We start from the raw sequence: 17,266 nt of genomic DNA, 5'->3' as shown, positions 1-17,266 counted from the left end.
ATGTTTTGTTTTGGAGATGTAAAGAAATAGCATGGCAAAAATCCGAAGTATAGTGACTTATTTGCCATTAATGCCGTGGTAAACGGTGATTAACGAATGAACTGTTAAAGAAAAGTAAATTCAGCTAAGTTGATTGCTGACAAAAAATGAAAATTCATAGGCGGGAAAATGTCGCGGAAAGATGGGTTGTTGGCGCTATTAGTCGTCGTTGTATGGGGGCTTAATTTTGTGGTCATCAAAGTGGGGCTCCATAACATGCCACCCCTGATGCTGGCCGGTTTGCGTTTTATGCTGGTCGCCTTTCCGGCAATCTTTTTTGTAGCACGACCGAAAGTACCGCTGAATTTGCTGCTGGGGTATGGTTTAACCATCAGTTTTGCGCAGTTTGCCTTTCTGTTCTGCGCCATTAACTTCGGTATGCCAGCAGGTCTGGCCTCGCTGGTCTTACAGGCTCAGGCATTTTTTACTATCGTGCTCGGTGCTTTTACTTTTGGCGAACGGCTGCACGGTAAGCAACTGGCGGGGATTGCGTTAGCGATTTTTGGCGTACTGGTGTTAATCGAAGATAGCTTTAACGGTCAGCATGTGGCGATGCTCGGTTTTATTTTGACCCTGGCAGCAGCATTTAGTTGGGCGAGTGGCAATATCTTCAATAAAAAGATCATGTCTCATTCATCCCGTCCGGCGGTGATGTCACTGGTAGTGTGGAGCGCATTAATCCCAATAATTCCGTTCTTTGCTGCCTCGCTCATTCTCGATGGTTCCGCAACAATGATTCACAGTCTGGTTACTATCGACATGACCACCATTCTGGCGTTGATGTATCTGGCATTTGTGGCGACGATAGTTGGCTACGGGATCTGGGGTACGCTGCTTGGACGCTATGAGACATGGCGTGTCGCACCATTATCATTACTGGTACCGGTAGTCGGTCTGGCAAGTGCAGCTGTACTGCTGGATGAACGCTTAACAGGTCTGCAATTCTTAGGGGCCGTGCTCATTATGACCGGACTGTATATCAATGTGTTTGGTTTGCGGTGGCGTAAAGCGGTGAAGGTGAGAGGCTAACAAGCCCCGAGATATCGGGGCCAGAATTAACTACATAGCGTGCTGATTATAATAGGGCACGCCCAGCGCATCCGACTTATCACTGCCTGTACCCATGTGATTTAAATCGAACGGTGGTTGTTCCTGCGATGGGGGAACAATCACTTCATCACCACAGGGAATAACGACCGGCTGCGTGGTTTGTTCCGCAAAGCCCTGCGCAGAAAAGACCATAAGCGCGGTTACCATTGCGGATAAAAGTGGTTTCATGATTGCCTCTGTGACGTTGTCACGTTTCAACTAGCTATTGTAATGATTTAATGGATGTAAAAAGCGCGATTCGCCCTGAATATTAGCCATCCGGTATTTATGCGGCGGAACATCAAAGTAGTTTTTGAAGGTACGGGTCAGCGTTTGCTGTGACTCGAAACCATAACGTTCTGCCAGATAGAGGATTGGCTCGTTGCTTTCTTTTAGCTTTTGCGCGATTTCTGTCATCTTACGGCTGCGGATGTATTGACCTAATGAATGGCCGGTTTCTTTTTTAAACATCCGTTGCAGGTGCCATTTGGAATAACCTGAACGCTCTGACACTTTCTCCAGTGAAAGTGGTGATTCCAGGTTGTCCTCGATCCAGTCCAAAATGCTATGAATGGTAATAGCGTCAGTGTTGCGTCTGGACATCGTCATACCTCTTTTTTTTGTTTACGGCAGGACTTTCTTAAGCAAATGCTCAAGCGTTGCCACTTCGTCCGCCGTCAGGTTTTTTGTTAATTCTTGATGCAGGTCCTGGCCAACCAGTTGATGGCATTGTTCACAAATCGCTGCGCCGCTGGTGGTGAGCTTTACCAGCACGCCGCGCTTGTCATTTGGGTTCGGCAACCGCTCAATCCAGCCTTTGCAGACCAGGCGATCCAACATGCGGGTCAGCGCGCCAAGATCAACCGAAAGGACCTTTTTCAGCTCAACTGGAGTAATGCACGCAGCGCAGCGGATAGAGCAGAGCACCTTAAACTGTGCCGCGGTGATATCCAGTGGTGACAGATACTCGTTAAGCAGACGGTCTTTCTTCTGATTAACCATATGGATTAAGCGACCTAATGGGATGATTTCATTGAACAGGTCGCTGGTACTTTTCACAATGGTTGCCCTGGCAAGTAATTAGTTACTGGCGATAATATTGCCCAGGCAAGTATAAGTCAAACAAATGAATCCCTGGATGCCACTATTTGCTAAATCGGTTCAAGTATTGCGCAGTGTGCTGCAAGATTAGTTAAAGAGTGAAACTTTCTCTTTGTTTACCCTTTATACTTTTCGCAGATAACTAGCGACACAGGATGACAACCACCAATGTTAGAATTGTTTAAAGCGATAGGCCTGGGGCTGGTGGTGTTATTGCCGTTAGCTAACCCGTTAACTACCGTAGCGTTGTTTCTCGGGCTTGCGGGAAACATGAACACCGCCGAACGTAATCGTCAGTCATTAATGGCCTCGGTATATGTTTTTGCCATCTTGATGGTGGCGTACTATGCCGGGCAACTGGTGATGGACACATTCGGGATTTCGATTCCCGGTCTGCGTATTGCTGGCGGCTTAATTGTCGCTTTTATTGGTTTCCGCATGCTCTTCCCCCAGCAAAAAGCGATTGACTCACCTGAGGCGAAAAGCAAATCCGAAGAGCTGGAAGACGAACCCAGTGCCAACATCGCCTTTGTTCCACTGGCAATGCCAAGTACCGCCGGACCGGGGACCATTGCGATGATCATTAGCTCGGCGTCCACAGTACGTCAGAGTTCAACCTTCGCGGACTGGGTATTGATGGTTGCGCCGCCGCTGATCTTTTTTCTGGTTGCGGTCATTTTGTGGGGAAGTCTACGTAGCTCTGGCGCAATTATGCGTCTGGTGGGTAAGGGGGGAATTGAAGCGATCTCCCGCCTGATGGGCTTCTTACTGGTGTGTATGGGGGTGCAGTTTATTATTAATGGCATCCTGGAAATTATTAAAACTTACCATTAAAAAAGACCCGAATGGGTCTTTGAGACAGATGACAAACGCAACATTGCCTGATGCGCTACGCTTATCAGGCCTACGTAATCTCTGCAATGTATTGAGTTTGCGTACTTTTGTATTTACCGACCCGAACAAAGCGGCCTGTTCGGGTCTTTAAACTACCGTGTTTGTTCTTCGAGTTTCACAGGCCAGCGGCGGAATATGACGATTGACCATATTAACGCAGCGAGAGCAGGCACCGCGCCAACATAGCCAATCATCGACATCGACCAGTGCAGACTCACCTGATTACCCACCAGCGCCCCGGCGCCGATACCAATGTTAAATATCCCAGAAAATAGCGCCATCGCAACGTCAGTAGCATCCGGTGCCAGCGCCAGCACTTTTACCTGCATCCCAAGGCCGATGATCATCATCGCAATCCCCCAGAAAACGCTCAGTACGCCGAGGTGCATCTCACTATTCGCCGCAGGTAACAGTAGCGTCAGACACACCAGTAACAGCGCAATCGCCGTACTCACCAGCGTAGACGCATACTGATTGCCGAGCTTGCCAAATATGACGCTACCAATAATGCCTGCGCCTCCGAGCATTAACAGCAATGCCGTGGCAAAATTGGCGCTGAACCCAGCTACGTTTTGCACAAAAGGCTCAATATAGCTGTATGCCGTGTAATGCGCGGTAACCACCACTACCGTCAACAAATAAATGCTCATCAATGCCGGGCGGCGGAACAGTTGCGGAAGACTTTTCAACGACCCGGAATGCTCGCTGGGGAGTAATGGAAGCAACTTGATCAGGCATAACAGGGTGATAAGCGCCCCAACACCGATGGCAAAAAACGTAGTTCGCCAACCGAAATATTGCCCCACAATTCGACCAATGGGTAAGCCTAATACCATTGCCAGTGCTGTACCGGTAGCGATTAAACTCAACGCCTGCGCTCGTTTACCTGCAGGCGCCATGCGAATCGCCAGAGACGCCGTTATCGACCAGAAAATAGCATGTGCGAAAGCCACGCCGATTCGACTGATTACCAGAACGGTAAAGCTCCACGATAAAAACGACAGCACATGGCTGGCGATAAACACCACAAACAGGCAGATCAGCAATTTGCGACGTTCAACCTGACTGGTCATTAGCATAAAAGGTAGCGACATCAGCGCCACCACCCACGCATAAATGGTCAGCATGATACCCACTTGTGCGGTTTGCATATGGAAACTTTGTGCGATGTCAGAAAGCAGGCCAACAGGGACAAACTCAGTAGTATTGAAGATGAAGGCGGCTACTGCCAGCGTAACTACCCGTAGCCACGCCACTTTGCGGGAAACAGTGTTTGTTGTCATAACAGATTATCGGGTGAGTTGCGAAAAGGTGATGAAATGATCTTAAAACGGTTAATGATGTGAATACAATGACTTTGTGATCTACGTCTCATTTTTCCGCTTCATGCTGTTCCAGCGACGTGTCAAGGAGTGCAATAAACGCCTCAAGTTGACGAGTCTTCGCGCCACGACGCCAGACCAGCCATGTTGTTAACCAACGCCATTGTTCACTCAATGGCCAGGCTTCAACCTGATGATGCCCCGGCATACTTTCCAGCATGGAACGGGGAATAAGCGCAATTCCTGCCCCGGCGATTACACAGGCCAGCATACCGTGGTATGACTCCATCTCATGAATTGTCCCCGGCGCTGCACCGTCGGCATGAAACCAGCTCTCAAAGTGGCGTCGATATGAGCAGTTAGCGCGGAAGGCATAGATATTACAACCATTAACCTGACTGGCGCGGGTAACGGGTGTATGCCCTTGCGGCGTAACGATCATCAACTCCTCGCGGTACACCGGCATCCCGTCAATGGCTGTATGGTTAATCGGACCATCAATAAATGCCGCATTCAGTTTTCCCTCAAGTACACCGTCCAGCATAGTTCCGGAAGGGCCGGTGGAAAGGGAAAACTGAATTTTCGGATAACGACGGTTAAATTCTGCCAGTGTAGCGGGGATGCGTACCGCTGCGGTGCTTTCCAGCGAACCGAGAGAAAACAAGCCTTGTGGTTCATCGCCAGCAACAACATTTCGCGCTTCGTCGACCAATGCGAGAATTTGTTGGCTATAGCGCCAAAAATTATGCCCGGCAGGAGAGAGACGTAAACGCTGATTCTCGCGAATAAACAGTTCAACGCCGAGTTCTGTTTCCAGCTGGCGGATACGGGTAGTCAGGTTAGATGGCACACGATGCACTTTTGCTGCCGCCTGGGTAATACTGCCGGCTTCGGCAACGGCGTTAAACATCTCCAGTTGGGTAAGATCCATGGCATTCTCGATTCGTGAACAAGTGACTTAATATTATTCATTTTCACGAAAGAGTAAATCTGCGTATCTTTACGCCATAACTCATGAAGGAGATACCCGGATGACCACTACTCCGCTTACCCATGCCATTTCAATAAATCCAGCCAATGGCGAACAACTTTCTGCGCAGCCCTGGGCTGGTGCTGACGATATTGAAAACGCACTTCGGCTCGCGGCGGCAGGCTTTCGCGACTGGCGCGTCACAAACGTAGATTATCGCGCAGAAAAATTGCGTGATATCGGTAAGGCTTTGCGCGCCCGTAGCGAAGAGATGGCGCAAATGATCACTCGTGAAATGGGGAAGCCGATCAAACAGGCGCGTGCTGAAGTGGCGAAATCGGCAAACTTGTGCGACTGGTATGCAGAGCATGGCCCGGCAATGCTGAAGAGCGAACCGACGCAGGTAGAAAATCAGCAAGCGGTTATTGAATATCGTCCTATGGGGACGATTCTGGCGATTATGCCGTGGAACTTTCCGTTATGGCAGGTGATGCGAGGAGCTGTTCCCATTATCCTGGCTGGCAATGGTTACTTACTTAAGCATGCGCCAAATGTGTTGGGCTGTGCACAGTTAATTGCCCAGGTCTTTAACGATGCAGGTATCCCACAAGGTGTATATGGCTGGCTGAATGCCGACAATGACGGAGTAAGTCGGATGATTAAAGACCCGCGCATTGCTGCGGTCACAGTCACCGGAAGTGTCCGGGCGGGCGAAGCCATTGGCGCACAGGCTGGAGCGGCACTGAAAAAATGCGTACTGGAACTGGGCGGTTCGGATCCGTTTATTGTGCTTAACGATGCCGATCTGGAGCTGGCCGTGAAAGCCGCGGTTGCCGGACGTTATCAGAATACCGGGCAGGTTTGTGCGGCGGCAAAACGCTTTATCATCGAAGAGGGCATTGCCTCTGCATTTACCGAACGTTTTGTAGCGGCTGTGGCAGCATTGAAAATGGGCGATCCCCGTGACGAAGAGAACGACCTCGGACCGATGGCTCGTTTCGATTTGCGTGATGAGTTACATCATCAGGTTGAAAAAACACTGGCACAGGGCGCCCGTCTGTTACTGGGTGGGGAAAAGGTAGCTGGCGCAGGTAACTACTATCCGGCAACGGTCCTGGCAGACGTCACGCCAGAAATGACCGCGTTTCGTGAAGAATTGTTTGGACCCGTCGCGGCAATCACCATTGCGAAAGATGCTGAACATGCGCTTAAACTGGCTAATGACAGCGAGTTTGGACTTTCTGCAACCATTTTTACCTCTGATGAAGTGCTGGCGAAACAATTGGCTGCACGTCTGGAATGTGGTGGGGTATTTATCAATGGTTTCAGCGCCAGCGATGCGCGGGTAGCGTTTGGCGGTGTGAAGAAGAGCGGCTTTGGTCGTGAACTTTCTCATTTCGGGTTACATGAGTTCTGTAATATCCAGACAGTATGGAAAGACCGGATCTGACGTCACATATTTAGCTCTGTTATACTCGCAGGTCTTTTCAGACCTGCGAGCAAGGAGCAGAGAGTGGCAGTCGCCATGGATAATGCAATTTTAGAAAACATCTTGCGGCAAGTACGGCCGCTAATTGGTCAGGGCAAAGTCGCGGATTATATTCCGGCACTGGCAACGGTAGAGGGTTCCCGACTGGGCATTGCTATCTGTACCGTTGACGGACAGCTGTTTCAGGCCGGAGACGCGCAAGAGCGTTTTTCAATTCAGTCTATTTCCAAAGTGCTCAGTCTCGTTGTTGCAATGCGTCATTACTCCGAAGAGGAGATTTGGCAACGTGTCGGCAAAGATCCATCGGGATCGCCATTCAATTCCTTAGTGCAACTGGAAATGGAACAGGGAATTCCGCGTAATCCGTTTATTAATGCAGGTGCGCTGGTGGTCTGCGATATGCTGCAAGGGCGATTAAGCGCCCCACGGCAACGTATGCTGGAAGTGGTGCGTGGACTAAGCGGCGTGTCTGATATTGCCTACGATACGGTGGTAGCACGTTCCGAATTTGAACATTCTGCGAGAAATGCGGCGATAGCCTGGCTGATGAAGTCATTTGGCAATTTCCATCATGATGTGACAACAGTACTGCAAAACTACTTTCACTACTGTGCACTAAAAATGAGCTGCGTTGAGCTGGCCAGAACGTTTGTCTTTCTGGCGAACCAGGGGAAGGCTATTCATATCGATGAGCCCGTGGTGACACCAATGCAGGCGCGACAAATTAACGCGCTGATGGCAACCAGCGGTATGTACCAGAACGCAGGCGAGTTTGCCTGGCGGGTGGGACTTCCGGCGAAATCTGGTGTTGGTGGCGGTATTGTGGCGATCGTTCCGCATGAAATGGCCATTGCAGTCTGGAGTCCGGAACTGGATGACGCAGGTAACTCTCTTGCCGGTATTGCAGTACTTGAACAATTGACGAAACAATTAGGGCGCTCGGTTTACTAATGCAGTCTCTTGAACCACTCTTCGCGCGTTTATCTCGTTCAAAATTTCGATCCCTCTTTCGTTTAGGCGTGAAAGAGCGTCAGTATTGTCTGGAGAAGGGCGCGCCGGTTATCGAACAACATGCGGCGGATTTTGTCGCTAAACGTCTTGCCCCGGCCTTACCAGCGAACGATGGCAAGCAAACTCCCATGCGCGGGCATCCGGTGTTTATTGCCCAGCATGCTACAGCAACATGTTGTCGCGGCTGTCTGGCTAAGTGGCACAACATTCCGCAGGGTGTTTCGTTAAGTGAGGAACAACAACGTTATATTGTGACGGTTATCTACCACTGGCTGGTTATTCAGATGAATCAGCCATGAGAATGATGGTAAAAGCCAAAAGATCATCTGATTGATATCTTTCTTTGTCGCCGCTGTCAGTGAACATGCTATCCTTTATGAGAATTTACTTATTGCGTTGAGATAATTGCCACTCGCAATTGTATGGACAGATAATTAATGCATGTACACTCCATATCCACTTTCCGTTTGTTCCAGGATGGTCATCTACTACGTAATAGCATTGCAATTTTTGCGCTAACGACGCTGTTCTATTTTATAGGTGCAGAGCTACGCCTGGTTCACGAACTTTCTCTTTTCTGGCCGCTGAATGGCGTGATGGCAGGGATATTTGCCCGCTACGTCTGGCTTAATCGTCTGCATTACTATGCCATCTGTTACGTGGCAATGCTGGTTTATGACGCCATGACCACCGAATGGGGGCTGGTTTCACTGGTTATCAATTTATCCAATATGATGTTTATCATAACTGTCGCCTTACTGGTTATGCGGGATAAGCGTCTGGGGAAAAATAAGTATGAGCCAGTAAGTGCACTACGGTTATTTAATTACTGCCTGATTGCCGCTTTATTATGTGCCATCGTCGGTGCGATTGGTTCGGTCAGTATTGATAGTCTGGATTTCTGGCCTTTGCTTGCTGACTGGTTTAGTGAACAATTCTCAACAGGTGTGTTAATTGTTCCTTGTATGCTGACGCTGGCAATTCCTGGGGTATTGCCGCGCTTTAAAGCAGAGCAGATGATGCCGTTTATTGCGCTCATTGTATCGGTCATTGCCTCTGTGGTGATTGGTGGGGCGGGGAGTCTGGCGTTCCCACTGCCTGCATTGATCTGGTGTGCGGTACGCTATACGCCGCAGGTAACGTGTTTGCTGACCTTTTTGACTGGAGCGGTGGAAATCGTGCTGGTGGCAAATTCGGTGATAGATATCGCCGTCGGTTCGCCGTTCTCTATCCCACAAATGTTCTCCGCTCGTCTGGGGATTGCTACCATGGCAATTTGCCCGATCATGGTTTCCTTTAGCGTGGCGGCAATTAATTCGCTGGTTAAACAAGTTTCTCAGCGTGCCGATTTTGATTTTCTCACCCAGGTTTACTCGCGCTCAGGTCTTTTTGAAGCGTTAAAAAATCCGTCACTACAACAGACACAACATCTGACGGTGATGCTGCTTGATATCGACTATTTCAAATGCATAAACGACAACTATGGCCATGAATGTGGTGATAAAGTTCTAAGTGTGTTTGCCCGGCATATACAGAAGATAGTTGGTGATAAGGGGCTGGTGGCGCGGATGGGCGGTGAAGAATTTGCTGTTGCAGTACCTTCAGTGAATCCTGTTGATGGTCTACTGATGGCGGAAAAAATCCGTAAAGGCGTAGAAATACAACCGTTTATCTGGCAACAAAAAACGCTTTATTTGACGGTTAGTATCGGTGTCGGAAGTGGGAGTGCAACATTTCATACGTTAATAGATGATTTCAACAAACTAATGGTAGAAGCCGATACTTGCCTTTATCGCTCGAAAAAAGATGGGCGAAATCGTACCAGCACTATGCATTATGGCGAAGAAGTTGTCTGACAGGTTTGTAATATTTTGTGGGGTGGCATCTGATTTATTCTACCAATTTTGTCATGCCACATTCTTACCGTGACGCATGATTAAAAGCTTTAACTTTTCGGAACCTTGACCAGCAGCACATTTTTCGCCAAAAACTGTGAATTGTTCACCGCGAGTTGATCAAAACAGGGGTTCAGCATTTCAAAGTTTGCTAACCTGTCGTACCAATTCAAACAGGTTGTATGACTAATCAAAAGGGAACCCATTGTGAAAACACTAAATCGTCGCGATTTTCCCGGTGCACAGTATCCAGAACGTATCATTCAGTTTGGTGAAGGTAACTTCCTGCGCGCCTTTGTTGACTGGCAAATTGATCTCCTGAATGAACACACCGATCTGAATTCTGGCGTGGTCATTGTTCGTCCGATTGAAACTTCATTCCCGCCGTCACTGAGCACTCAGGATGGTTTGTATACCACCATTATTCGTGGCCTGAATGAGAAGGGCGAAGCGGTAAGCGATGCGCGTCTGATTCGTTCTGTAAACCGTGAAATCAGCGTCTACAGTGAATACGATGAATTCCTGAAGCTGGCGCACAATCCGGAAATGCGCTTTGTTTTCTCTAACACCACCGAAGCAGGCATCAGCTACCATGCGGGCGACAAATTTGATGATGCGCCAGCGGTAAGCTATCCCGCAAAACTGACTCGCCTGTTGTTCGAACGTTTTAGCCAGTTCAACGGTGCGCTGGATAAAGGTTGGATCATCATCCCGTGTGAACTGATCGACTATAACGGCGATGCGCTGCGTGAACTGGTTCTGCGCTACGCACAAGAGTGGGCGCTACCAGAGGCGTTTATTCAATGGCTGGATCAGGCTAACAGCTTCTGTTCTACGCTGGTGGACCGTATCGTTACCGGTTATCCGCGTGATGAAGTGGCGAAGCTGGAAGAAGAACTCGGTTATCACGATGGTTTCCTCGATACCGCTGAACACTTTTACCTGTTTGTGATTCAGGGGCCGAAATCTTTAGCATCAGAACTACGTCTGGACAAATATCCGCTCAATGTATTGATTGTCGATGATATTAAGCCATACAAAGAGCGTAAGGTTGCAATCCTCAACGGTGCGCATACGGCGTTAGTGCCAGTGGCGTTCCAGGCAGGGCTGGATACTGTAGGCGAAGCGATGAATGATGCAGAAATCTGCGCATTCGTTGAAAAAGCTATCTATGAAGAGATTATTCCAGTACTGGATTTGCCGCGTGACGAACTGGAATCTTTCGCCAGTGCGGTAACCGGGCGTTTCCGTAACCCGTATATCAAACATCAGTTGCTTTCCATCGCGCTCAACGGTATGACCAAGTTCCGTACCCGAATTCTGCCGCAGTTGTTGGCAGGTCAGAAGGCGACCGGCAAACTTCCGGCGCGCCTCACTTTTGCCCTGGCGGCGTTGATTGCGTTCTATCGCGGTGAGCGTAACGGTGAAACGTATCCGGTACAGGATGATGCTCACTGGCTGGAGCGTTATCAGCAACTCTGGAGCCAGCATCGTGAGCGTATCATCGACACCCAGGAGCTGGTCGCTATTGTGCTGGCAGAAAAAGATCACTGGGAGCAGAACCTGACGCAAGTGCCTGGTCTGGTAGAGCAGGTTGCCAATGACCTGGATTCCATTCTGGAAAAAGGCATGCGCGAAGCTGTACGTCCGTTGTGCTAAATAGCTACGCAAAAAAGTAGAATCATTTAAAGAGAACTCAGTCCGGTTGCGCGATTTGATGAATCAGCAAACATCATAAATCACCAACCGGACCGAGCGATACGGAAGAGCTGTCGATCTGAAAACGAAGGGCTTCTTATGGGGGCAAACTTCCTGAAGTCATGTGGTTTTTTGCCAGATGGTGCTACGCTTATCCAACCTGTAAGGGCAAAACCAAAATTCAGACTGCTTCATTCTGTGAAAACAGATCTATTTTAATTAGAATTCCCGCTTGTCAGAGGGCTCATGATTTATCGGCCCTCAAAAAATTAACAAGGAATAAGTGGGAGTAATAAATGGATTTTAGTCGCCTGTTATGTGTTGTCTGCCTTCTTGGCTCGCCATGTTTTTCTTCTTTCGCCACTGCGCGTGAGCCTCTATCGCAACTCCCGAAAACTGCTTCTATCAACCCGCAATGGGAAGGGCGCTACACGTTGAGGCTGGAAGGGGAGACGCTTAATGATGGCAGCACAGTTTCACGCACCTGGGACATCAAAATCGATCCTGTATCGTCAACGGCGAATATCGATATCACAACATGGCATGCTCCATATTCGTGTCGGGGGGACTATGTCGTGCAGGATACGGGCGCAACGTTACTGTTTACCCATCGCGATGAGCATGAGGAATGTATTTATTCAGCCCCCCAGTTTGAGATGAAAAAACAAAGCGACGGCTTTTATGTTAAGGGCAAGATGTTTGATGGGGATGAGAATCAGTGGCAGCGACTGGTGAAGAGAAACCCACGTGTTGATGCCCTGATTCAAAAACTGGATAGATCATCCTGGAAGTATGAATCGGTGACTGCAGGGATTGTCAACGGGGAGTCCGGGCATCCCGAATCGTTTTATAAACAAACATTTGGTGATAAACCCATCTCAGTTATGGGCAATGAAGTAAGATTCAGTGATGACTGTCGTCTCTCTTTCAGCCCCTATTTTCAGAAACCGATTAATTATTACCATAGCGCTAAATCTGTTGAGTTCTATACCGCACTTTTTACCCCTGCGGGAATACAAATGCCGGAAGAACTGACACTGCTGGCAACGAAGTCATCGTCGGGCGAGTGCATTATAGACAAACCCGAGTTTATTTATTTGGGTAACAAACTGGCCTTTTTCTATGAAGATAAGATGGTTATCTATTCCCGTGTTGATGGGGCTACAGCCGCTAAATCTGTAATTGAGAAGTGTGAATCTGTGCCACAAAACAGTGATGAATATCACTCACAAACACGCTGTTTTTATCCCGCAATGTCCCTTGAAGAAACGTATAAGCGCTATAACAGTGAAAATCTGGTACCCACATTGAAGCCGGGTGAGGATTTTGTAATAGAAAAACTGGGGGACACGGACTCTGTTGAATATACCTGGGACGGCAGCCAGGTGTTAAAGATTAAGCAAAATTTTCCTGGCGGTATAACCGAGTTTTTGTTTGTCGCAGATAAGTCGGGTACCACCGTAACCAAAAACGACTACCCGGATTAGCGCTTATAGTTAGCAGGGCCATTGGTTGGCCGGATAAGGCGTTTACGCCGCATCCGGCATGAACAAAGTACACTTAGCCAATAACGGCGTAATCTCTGAACCCGTGTTCGATCGTTTTTTACCGAGACGCATTAGTTACAACATCCTATGTGCTTTTTTCATAACCAGGTGCCAAATGTCAAACCTGTAAACGTTGTAGCTTTGTAGGCTATTTGTGAATTGATGCTTGAGAACGTGATCGCAATCACGTTTAATAGGGCGACTTTTCCACGCCTGAAGATAACCATGATTGTTCGTCCACAACAACACTGGCTGCGCCGTATTTTTGTCTGGCACGGTTCAGTATTATCCAAGATATCCTCACGCTTACTACTCAATTTTCTCTTTTCTATCGCCGTTATTTTCATGCTGCCCTGGTACACGCATTTGGGCATCAAATTCACTCTCGCGCCGTTCAGCATTCTGGGTGTCGCCATCGCCATCTTTTTGGGCTTTCGTAATAACGCGGGGTATGCCCGTTATGTTGAAGCACGCAAACTTTGGGGGCAGTTGATGATTGCTTCACGGTCATTATTGCGTGAGGTAAAAACGACTTTGCCAGACTCAGCAAGCGTAAAGGAGTTTGCCCAACTTCAAATCGCCTTCGCCCATTGTTTACGGATGACGTTACGTAAACAGCCACAGGCAGAGGTGCTGGCGCATTATCTCAATGCCGAAGATCTTCAGCGTGTACTGGCTTCTAACTCTCCAGCTAACCGTATTTTGTTGATAATGGGGGAGTGGTTGGCGGTTCAGCGACGCAATGGACAGCTTTCGGACATTCTGTTTATTAGCCTCAACGAGCGGCTTAATGATATTTCAGCGGTTCTGGCAGGCTGCGAGCGTATTGCCTATACGCCAATTCCCTTTGCCTACACACTGATTTTGCATCGTACCGTTTATCTGTTTTGTATCATGCTGCCGTTCGCGCTGGTCGTGGACCTGCATTACATGACGCCTTTTATCTCTGTGCTGATTTCCTACACCTTTATTTCGCTGGATTGTCTCGCGGAAGAACTGGAAGATCCGTTCGGTACAGAAAATAACGATTTACCACTGGATGCCATCTGCAACGCCATTGAAATTGACCTGTTACAGATGAACGATGAAGCAGAAATTCCAGCGAAAATTCTTCCCGATCGCCATTACCAACTGACGTAACAATTACTCTATACGCCGGGCAACAATAAACAGTCGTGGAAATGCCAGCAGTATCTGCCCGTTCTCCTGGAGTGGATACTGCTCTTCCAGCATCTGATAGTAGCGAGTAAGAAAATGCTGCTGTTCGCTCTCGGTCAGATCCTGCAACCACGGGCGTAATCCGGTGGCGGTCACCCAGTCAATAATCGCCTGATGCGACGGCATCTGGTGATAATAAGTGGTTCTCCAGATATCAACCTCGCATCCGGCTTCGCTCAGTATATCGTAATAAGCATGAACACCTGCCAGCGGTTCACGCCCGCGATCCGGATAGTTTTGCTCCCAGGCGACTTCGCGCATTAACACATGGGTCGGCTCCAGCCAGTTATCTGGCATCTGTACCGCCAACACGCCATGCAGTTTAAGTAACGAAACCAAATGAGGGAACAGCTCGTAGTGGTCGGGCAGCCATTGCAGCGAAGCATTAGCGAATATCAGATCGAGCGCCTGTTCCGGTTGCCAGTTACGGATGTCTGCTTCCATAAATTGACATTCCGGAAGAGCACTGCGCGCTTCGGCAATCATCGCCGGGGACGAATCGATGCCAGTTATCTTCGCCGCAGGCCAACGATGATGCAAAAGGGCGGTGCTGTTACCAGGCCCGCAGCCCAGATCGGCAACATATTCGGCGTTCTCCAGCGGAACTCTGGCAAGCAACTCCACCGCCGGACGCGAGCGTTCAGCAGCGAAGTGCAGATATAAAGAGGGGTTCCAGTCAGACATTTTTATACTCTCGTCAGCGCGTTACCCCAAGTGTAGATAAATCTGATGAATTCGCCTCACGGCATCAATCCATTGAACACGCGTTTTTTACGCGGCCCGGTCATTAGCGGTTCAAGTTTCTCGACACAGGTTTTGTAGTGGGGCGTAGTTTTATGGAACGCCACTGCATCTTCATCTTTATAGGCTTCGTAGATATAAAAGCGCGAATTTACTTCCGGGTCCTGTAAGACATCGAAGCGCAAATTGCCTTCTTCCTGTACCGAGCCCAGATGATTCTGGCGAAAGACTTCGATGAACTCGTCAACCTTGTCTTCATGAACGTTAATTTCAACCAGTGTGACGTGCATAATTCTTCTCCTTAATCCGCAGTTACTGTTTTTCACTCAGATAGAGTTCATATGCCCGATCAGCCGTTTCGTTATGGTGAACCACCGCCTGTACGGCTTTCATCATTGCCACCGGATGGTCAGACTGGAAAATATTGCGTCCCATATCCACGCCAGATGCGCCCTGATCGATAGCCTGCCAGCACATTTCCAGCGCCTCACGCTCCGGTAATTTTTTGCCGCCAGCAATAACAATCGGCACCGGACATCCAGCAACAATCCGTTCAAAACCTTTATCGACATAATAGGTTTTAATAATCTGCGCCCCCATTTCAGCGGCGATTCGGGTCGCGAGAGAGAAATAACGCTGATCGCGCACCATATCTTTACCCACGCCAGTCACAGCCATGGTCGGCATTCCCACTTTCATTCCAGCATCGACCAGTTGAATAATATTTTTGATCGACTGATGTTCATATTCGCTGCCGATATAAACCTGCGCCGCCACTGCGCAACTGTTCAGCCGTACGGCGTCATCCATCGATAATGCCACCGCCTCATTGCTTAATTCCGCCAGAATAGAGTTTGCACCTGACGCCCGTAGCACCACCGGTTTATTGGTCGCCGGAGGTACTACGCTGCGCAAAATACCGCGTGTACACATCAATACATCGGCATGTTCAAACAGCGGGGCGATATTAATATCGATACGTTCAAGTCCGGTAGTCGGCCCCTGAAAATAACCATGATCAAAGGCCAGCATCACGGTTTTACCCGTTTTCGGATTAAATATCCGCGATAAGCGTGACTGCATTCCCCAGTCCAGCGCACCGCAACCTTTGAGGGTAAAAGGGATATTTTGTTGCGGTTGGTCGGTGCGAAAATCTTTACCATCTTTAATGTCATCTAAATCTGCCATAACTTACTCCGGTTAAGTAATGCACATCAGAAATCGTATTTGCCGATATTCTCTTTATTGAAAACCACGCGCTCCGGTAACAGTACAATGCCATTACCATCCGCTTCGTAGTCATAGCCCTGAACGCTATTTGGCGAGACTTCCACTTGACCTACGCCCTGAATATCCAGCTTGTCGCCAGTTTTCATTGCACCTTTTTTCAATAATACATCCGCGACATATACCGAAATTTTGCCTTGCTGCACCACATCCCACAGGCCAAATTCTTTCACCGTGCCGCGTTCTACATACGGGCGCATTACGTTTGGCGTGCTAAATCCCACAATTGCAACTTTGTCATTTTTCAGGTTTTCAGCGGCTTGCGCGGCGGCGGGCAGGGCGTTGGCATCGGGGGCAATGATGGCGTCGAGATCGCTATAGGCTTTTAATATCCCTTCGGCGGTTTGTAATGACTTGGTGGCATCGTTATAGCCAAACTGCGTAGTGACGATTTCCCAGCCTGGATGCTCTTTGGCGATTTTCGCTTTCGCTTCTTTCACCCACTGGTTTTGGTCAGTAACGGTGGGACTGGAGTAGAAAAACGCAATTTTGGCTTTGTCTTTATTCACCTGGCGCGCCGCCATATCAACCAACATGCCACCCAACTGCGCTGGCGTTCCCTGGTTAATGTAGTAAGAACGGCACTCCGGTTTGGTGTCCGAATCCCAGGTTAGTACTTTCACTCCACGCTGCATGGCACGTTTCAGTGCCGGGCATAAACCATCTGGCGAAACGGCAGAAACAATAATGGCGTTATACCCCTGGTTGACGAAGTTATTGATCAACTGCACCTGACCAGAAACACTGGGTTCTGTCGGCCCGTCGTAGGTCACATCAACACCCAGTTCTTTACCGGCTTGTTGGGCACCATTACCGCCACTGGTAAAAAATCCCACACCAACCAGTTTGGGAATAAAAGCAATACGCTCTGCGGCCTGCGCATTTATAGAGATTGCCGCAATGCCAAGGGCGCTAAGTAAGGCGATTTTCTTAAGGCGATGAAGTGTCATGAAGATATCCTTTAT

The 17,266-nt window shown here is 48.8% G+C and carries 18 protein-coding genes; 9 read left to right on the top strand and 9 right to left on the bottom strand.

The annotated features are described in order from the left end of the window. The first annotated feature begins 168 nt into the window (after positions 1–168). The gene (gene eamA, locus A9180_RS18135; RefSeq protein WP_064529964.1) at positions 169–1,068 is read left to right on the top strand and encodes an O-acetylserine/cysteine exporter; all 900 of its coding nucleotides are present in this window, start codon (positions 169–171) and stop codon (positions 1,066–1,068) included. Between the two features lie 30 nt (positions 1,069–1,098). Here eamA and marB read toward each other — a convergent pair whose 3' ends face one another. Genes marB through marR form a run of 3 tightly spaced genes read right to left on the bottom strand, consistent with a single transcriptional unit; the run spans position 1,099 to position 2,187 of the window. Next, positions 1,099–1,317, bottom strand: coding sequence for a multiple antibiotic resistance protein MarB (marB, locus tag A9180_RS18130; protein WP_064529963.1), 219 nt, complete (start codon positions 1,315–1,317; stop codon positions 1,099–1,101). 30 nt (positions 1,318–1,347) lie between these two features. Beyond that, positions 1,348–1,731, bottom strand: coding sequence for an MDR efflux pump AcrAB transcriptional activator MarA (marA, locus tag A9180_RS18125; RefSeq protein ID WP_000091195.1), 384 nt, complete (start codon positions 1,729–1,731; stop codon positions 1,348–1,350). Positions 1,732–1,752: 21 nt separating this feature from the next. Next, a complete protein-coding gene (gene marR / locus A9180_RS18120; RefSeq protein WP_000843411.1) occupies positions 1,753–2,187 on the bottom strand; it encodes a multiple antibiotic resistance transcriptional regulator MarR in 435 nt (144 codons plus the stop codon). Positions 2,188–2,397: 210 nt separating this feature from the next. Here marR and marC point away from each other — a divergent pair, with 210 nt between their 5' ends. After that, positions 2,398–3,063: an NAAT family transporter MarC gene (gene marC, locus A9180_RS18115; RefSeq protein WP_064529962.1), complete on the top strand. Its 666-nt coding sequence runs from the start codon at positions 2,398–2,400 to the stop codon at positions 3,061–3,063. 152 nt (positions 3,064–3,215) lie between these two features. On the opposite strand, the gene ydeA is transcribed toward marC, so the two are convergent. Then, positions 3,216–4,406, bottom strand: a complete 1,191-nt coding sequence (gene ydeA, locus A9180_RS18110) for an L-arabinose MFS transporter (protein WP_064529961.1) — start codon at positions 4,404–4,406, stop codon at positions 3,216–3,218. 88 nt (positions 4,407–4,494) lie between these two features. Then, a complete protein-coding gene (ptrR, locus tag A9180_RS18105; RefSeq protein WP_064529960.1) occupies positions 4,495–5,376 on the bottom strand; it encodes a putrescine utilization regulator PtrR in 882 nt (293 codons plus the stop codon). Between the two features lie 100 nt (positions 5,377–5,476). Here ptrR and sad point away from each other — a divergent pair, with 100 nt between their 5' ends. From sad to A9180_RS18065, 7 genes are all read left to right on the top strand, one after another. Next, positions 5,477–6,865 (top strand): succinate-semialdehyde dehydrogenase, encoded by a 1,389-nt coding sequence (sad, locus tag A9180_RS18100; RefSeq protein ID WP_064529959.1) that lies wholly within the window; start codon positions 5,477–5,479, stop codon positions 6,863–6,865. Positions 6,866–6,928: 63 nt separating this feature from the next. Next, positions 6,929–7,855 (top strand): glutaminase B, encoded by a 927-nt coding sequence (gene glsB / locus A9180_RS18095; RefSeq protein WP_064529958.1) that lies wholly within the window; start codon positions 6,929–6,931, stop codon positions 7,853–7,855. Then, positions 7,855–8,214 carry a DUF4186 domain-containing protein gene (locus A9180_RS18090; RefSeq protein ID WP_064529957.1) on the top strand — a complete coding sequence of 120 codons (360 nt, stop codon included), beginning with the start codon at positions 7,855–7,857 and terminating at the stop codon, positions 8,212–8,214. Before glsB ends, A9180_RS18090 begins: the two co-directional genes overlap by 1 nt. Positions 8,215–8,352: 138 nt before the next feature. Beyond that, complete coding sequence (locus A9180_RS18085; RefSeq protein WP_064529956.1) at positions 8,353–9,771, top strand: diguanylate cyclase; 1,419 nt, start codon at positions 8,353–8,355, stop codon at positions 9,769–9,771. Between the two features lie 246 nt (positions 9,772–10,017). Then, the gene (uxaB, locus tag A9180_RS18080; protein WP_064529955.1) at positions 10,018–11,469 is read left to right on the top strand and encodes a tagaturonate reductase; all 1,452 of its coding nucleotides are present in this window, start codon (positions 10,018–10,020) and stop codon (positions 11,467–11,469) included. Positions 11,470–11,804: 335 nt separating this feature from the next. Beyond that, positions 11,805–12,995, top strand: a complete 1,191-nt coding sequence (locus A9180_RS18075; RefSeq protein ID WP_064529954.1) for a hypothetical protein — start codon at positions 11,805–11,807, stop codon at positions 12,993–12,995. 285 nt (positions 12,996–13,280) lie between these two features. Next, the gene (locus tag A9180_RS18065; protein ID WP_064529953.1) at positions 13,281–14,195 is read left to right on the top strand and encodes a bestrophin family protein; all 915 of its coding nucleotides are present in this window, start codon (positions 13,281–13,283) and stop codon (positions 14,193–14,195) included. A gap of 3 nt (positions 14,196–14,198) precedes the next feature. On the opposite strand, the gene tam is transcribed toward A9180_RS18065, so the two are convergent. From tam to lsrB, 4 genes are read right to left on the bottom strand one after another with little or no spacing between them, the layout of a single operon-like run. Then, positions 14,199–14,957, bottom strand: coding sequence for a trans-aconitate 2-methyltransferase (tam, locus tag A9180_RS18060; protein ID WP_064529952.1), 759 nt, complete (start codon positions 14,955–14,957; stop codon positions 14,199–14,201). A 56-nt stretch (positions 14,958–15,013) separates the two neighbouring features. Continuing rightward, the gene (gene lsrG / locus A9180_RS18055; protein ID WP_064529951.1) at positions 15,014–15,304 is read right to left on the bottom strand and encodes a (4S)-4-hydroxy-5-phosphonooxypentane-2,3-dione isomerase; all 291 of its coding nucleotides are present in this window, start codon (positions 15,302–15,304) and stop codon (positions 15,014–15,016) included. Positions 15,305–15,326: 22 nt separating this feature from the next. Further along, the gene (lsrF, locus tag A9180_RS18050; protein WP_000774178.1) at positions 15,327–16,202 is read right to left on the bottom strand and encodes a 3-hydroxy-5-phosphonooxypentane-2,4-dione thiolase; all 876 of its coding nucleotides are present in this window, start codon (positions 16,200–16,202) and stop codon (positions 15,327–15,329) included. Between the two features lie 26 nt (positions 16,203–16,228). Further along, the gene (gene lsrB / locus A9180_RS18045) at positions 16,229–17,251 is read right to left on the bottom strand and encodes an autoinducer 2 ABC transporter substrate-binding protein LsrB (RefSeq protein ID WP_064529950.1); all 1,023 of its coding nucleotides are present in this window, start codon (positions 17,249–17,251) and stop codon (positions 16,229–16,231) included. Positions 17,252–17,266: the final 15 nt, after the last annotated feature.

Origin of the sequence: Escherichia sp. B1147, assembly GCF_001660175.1 — a bacterium.
In the GTDB taxonomy this organism is placed as follows: Bacteria; Pseudomonadota; Gammaproteobacteria; order Enterobacterales; family Enterobacteriaceae; genus Escherichia; species Escherichia whittamii.
Note: the sequence above shows the minus strand (reverse complement) of the source record. Positions and strands in the feature narration are given on the sequence as shown.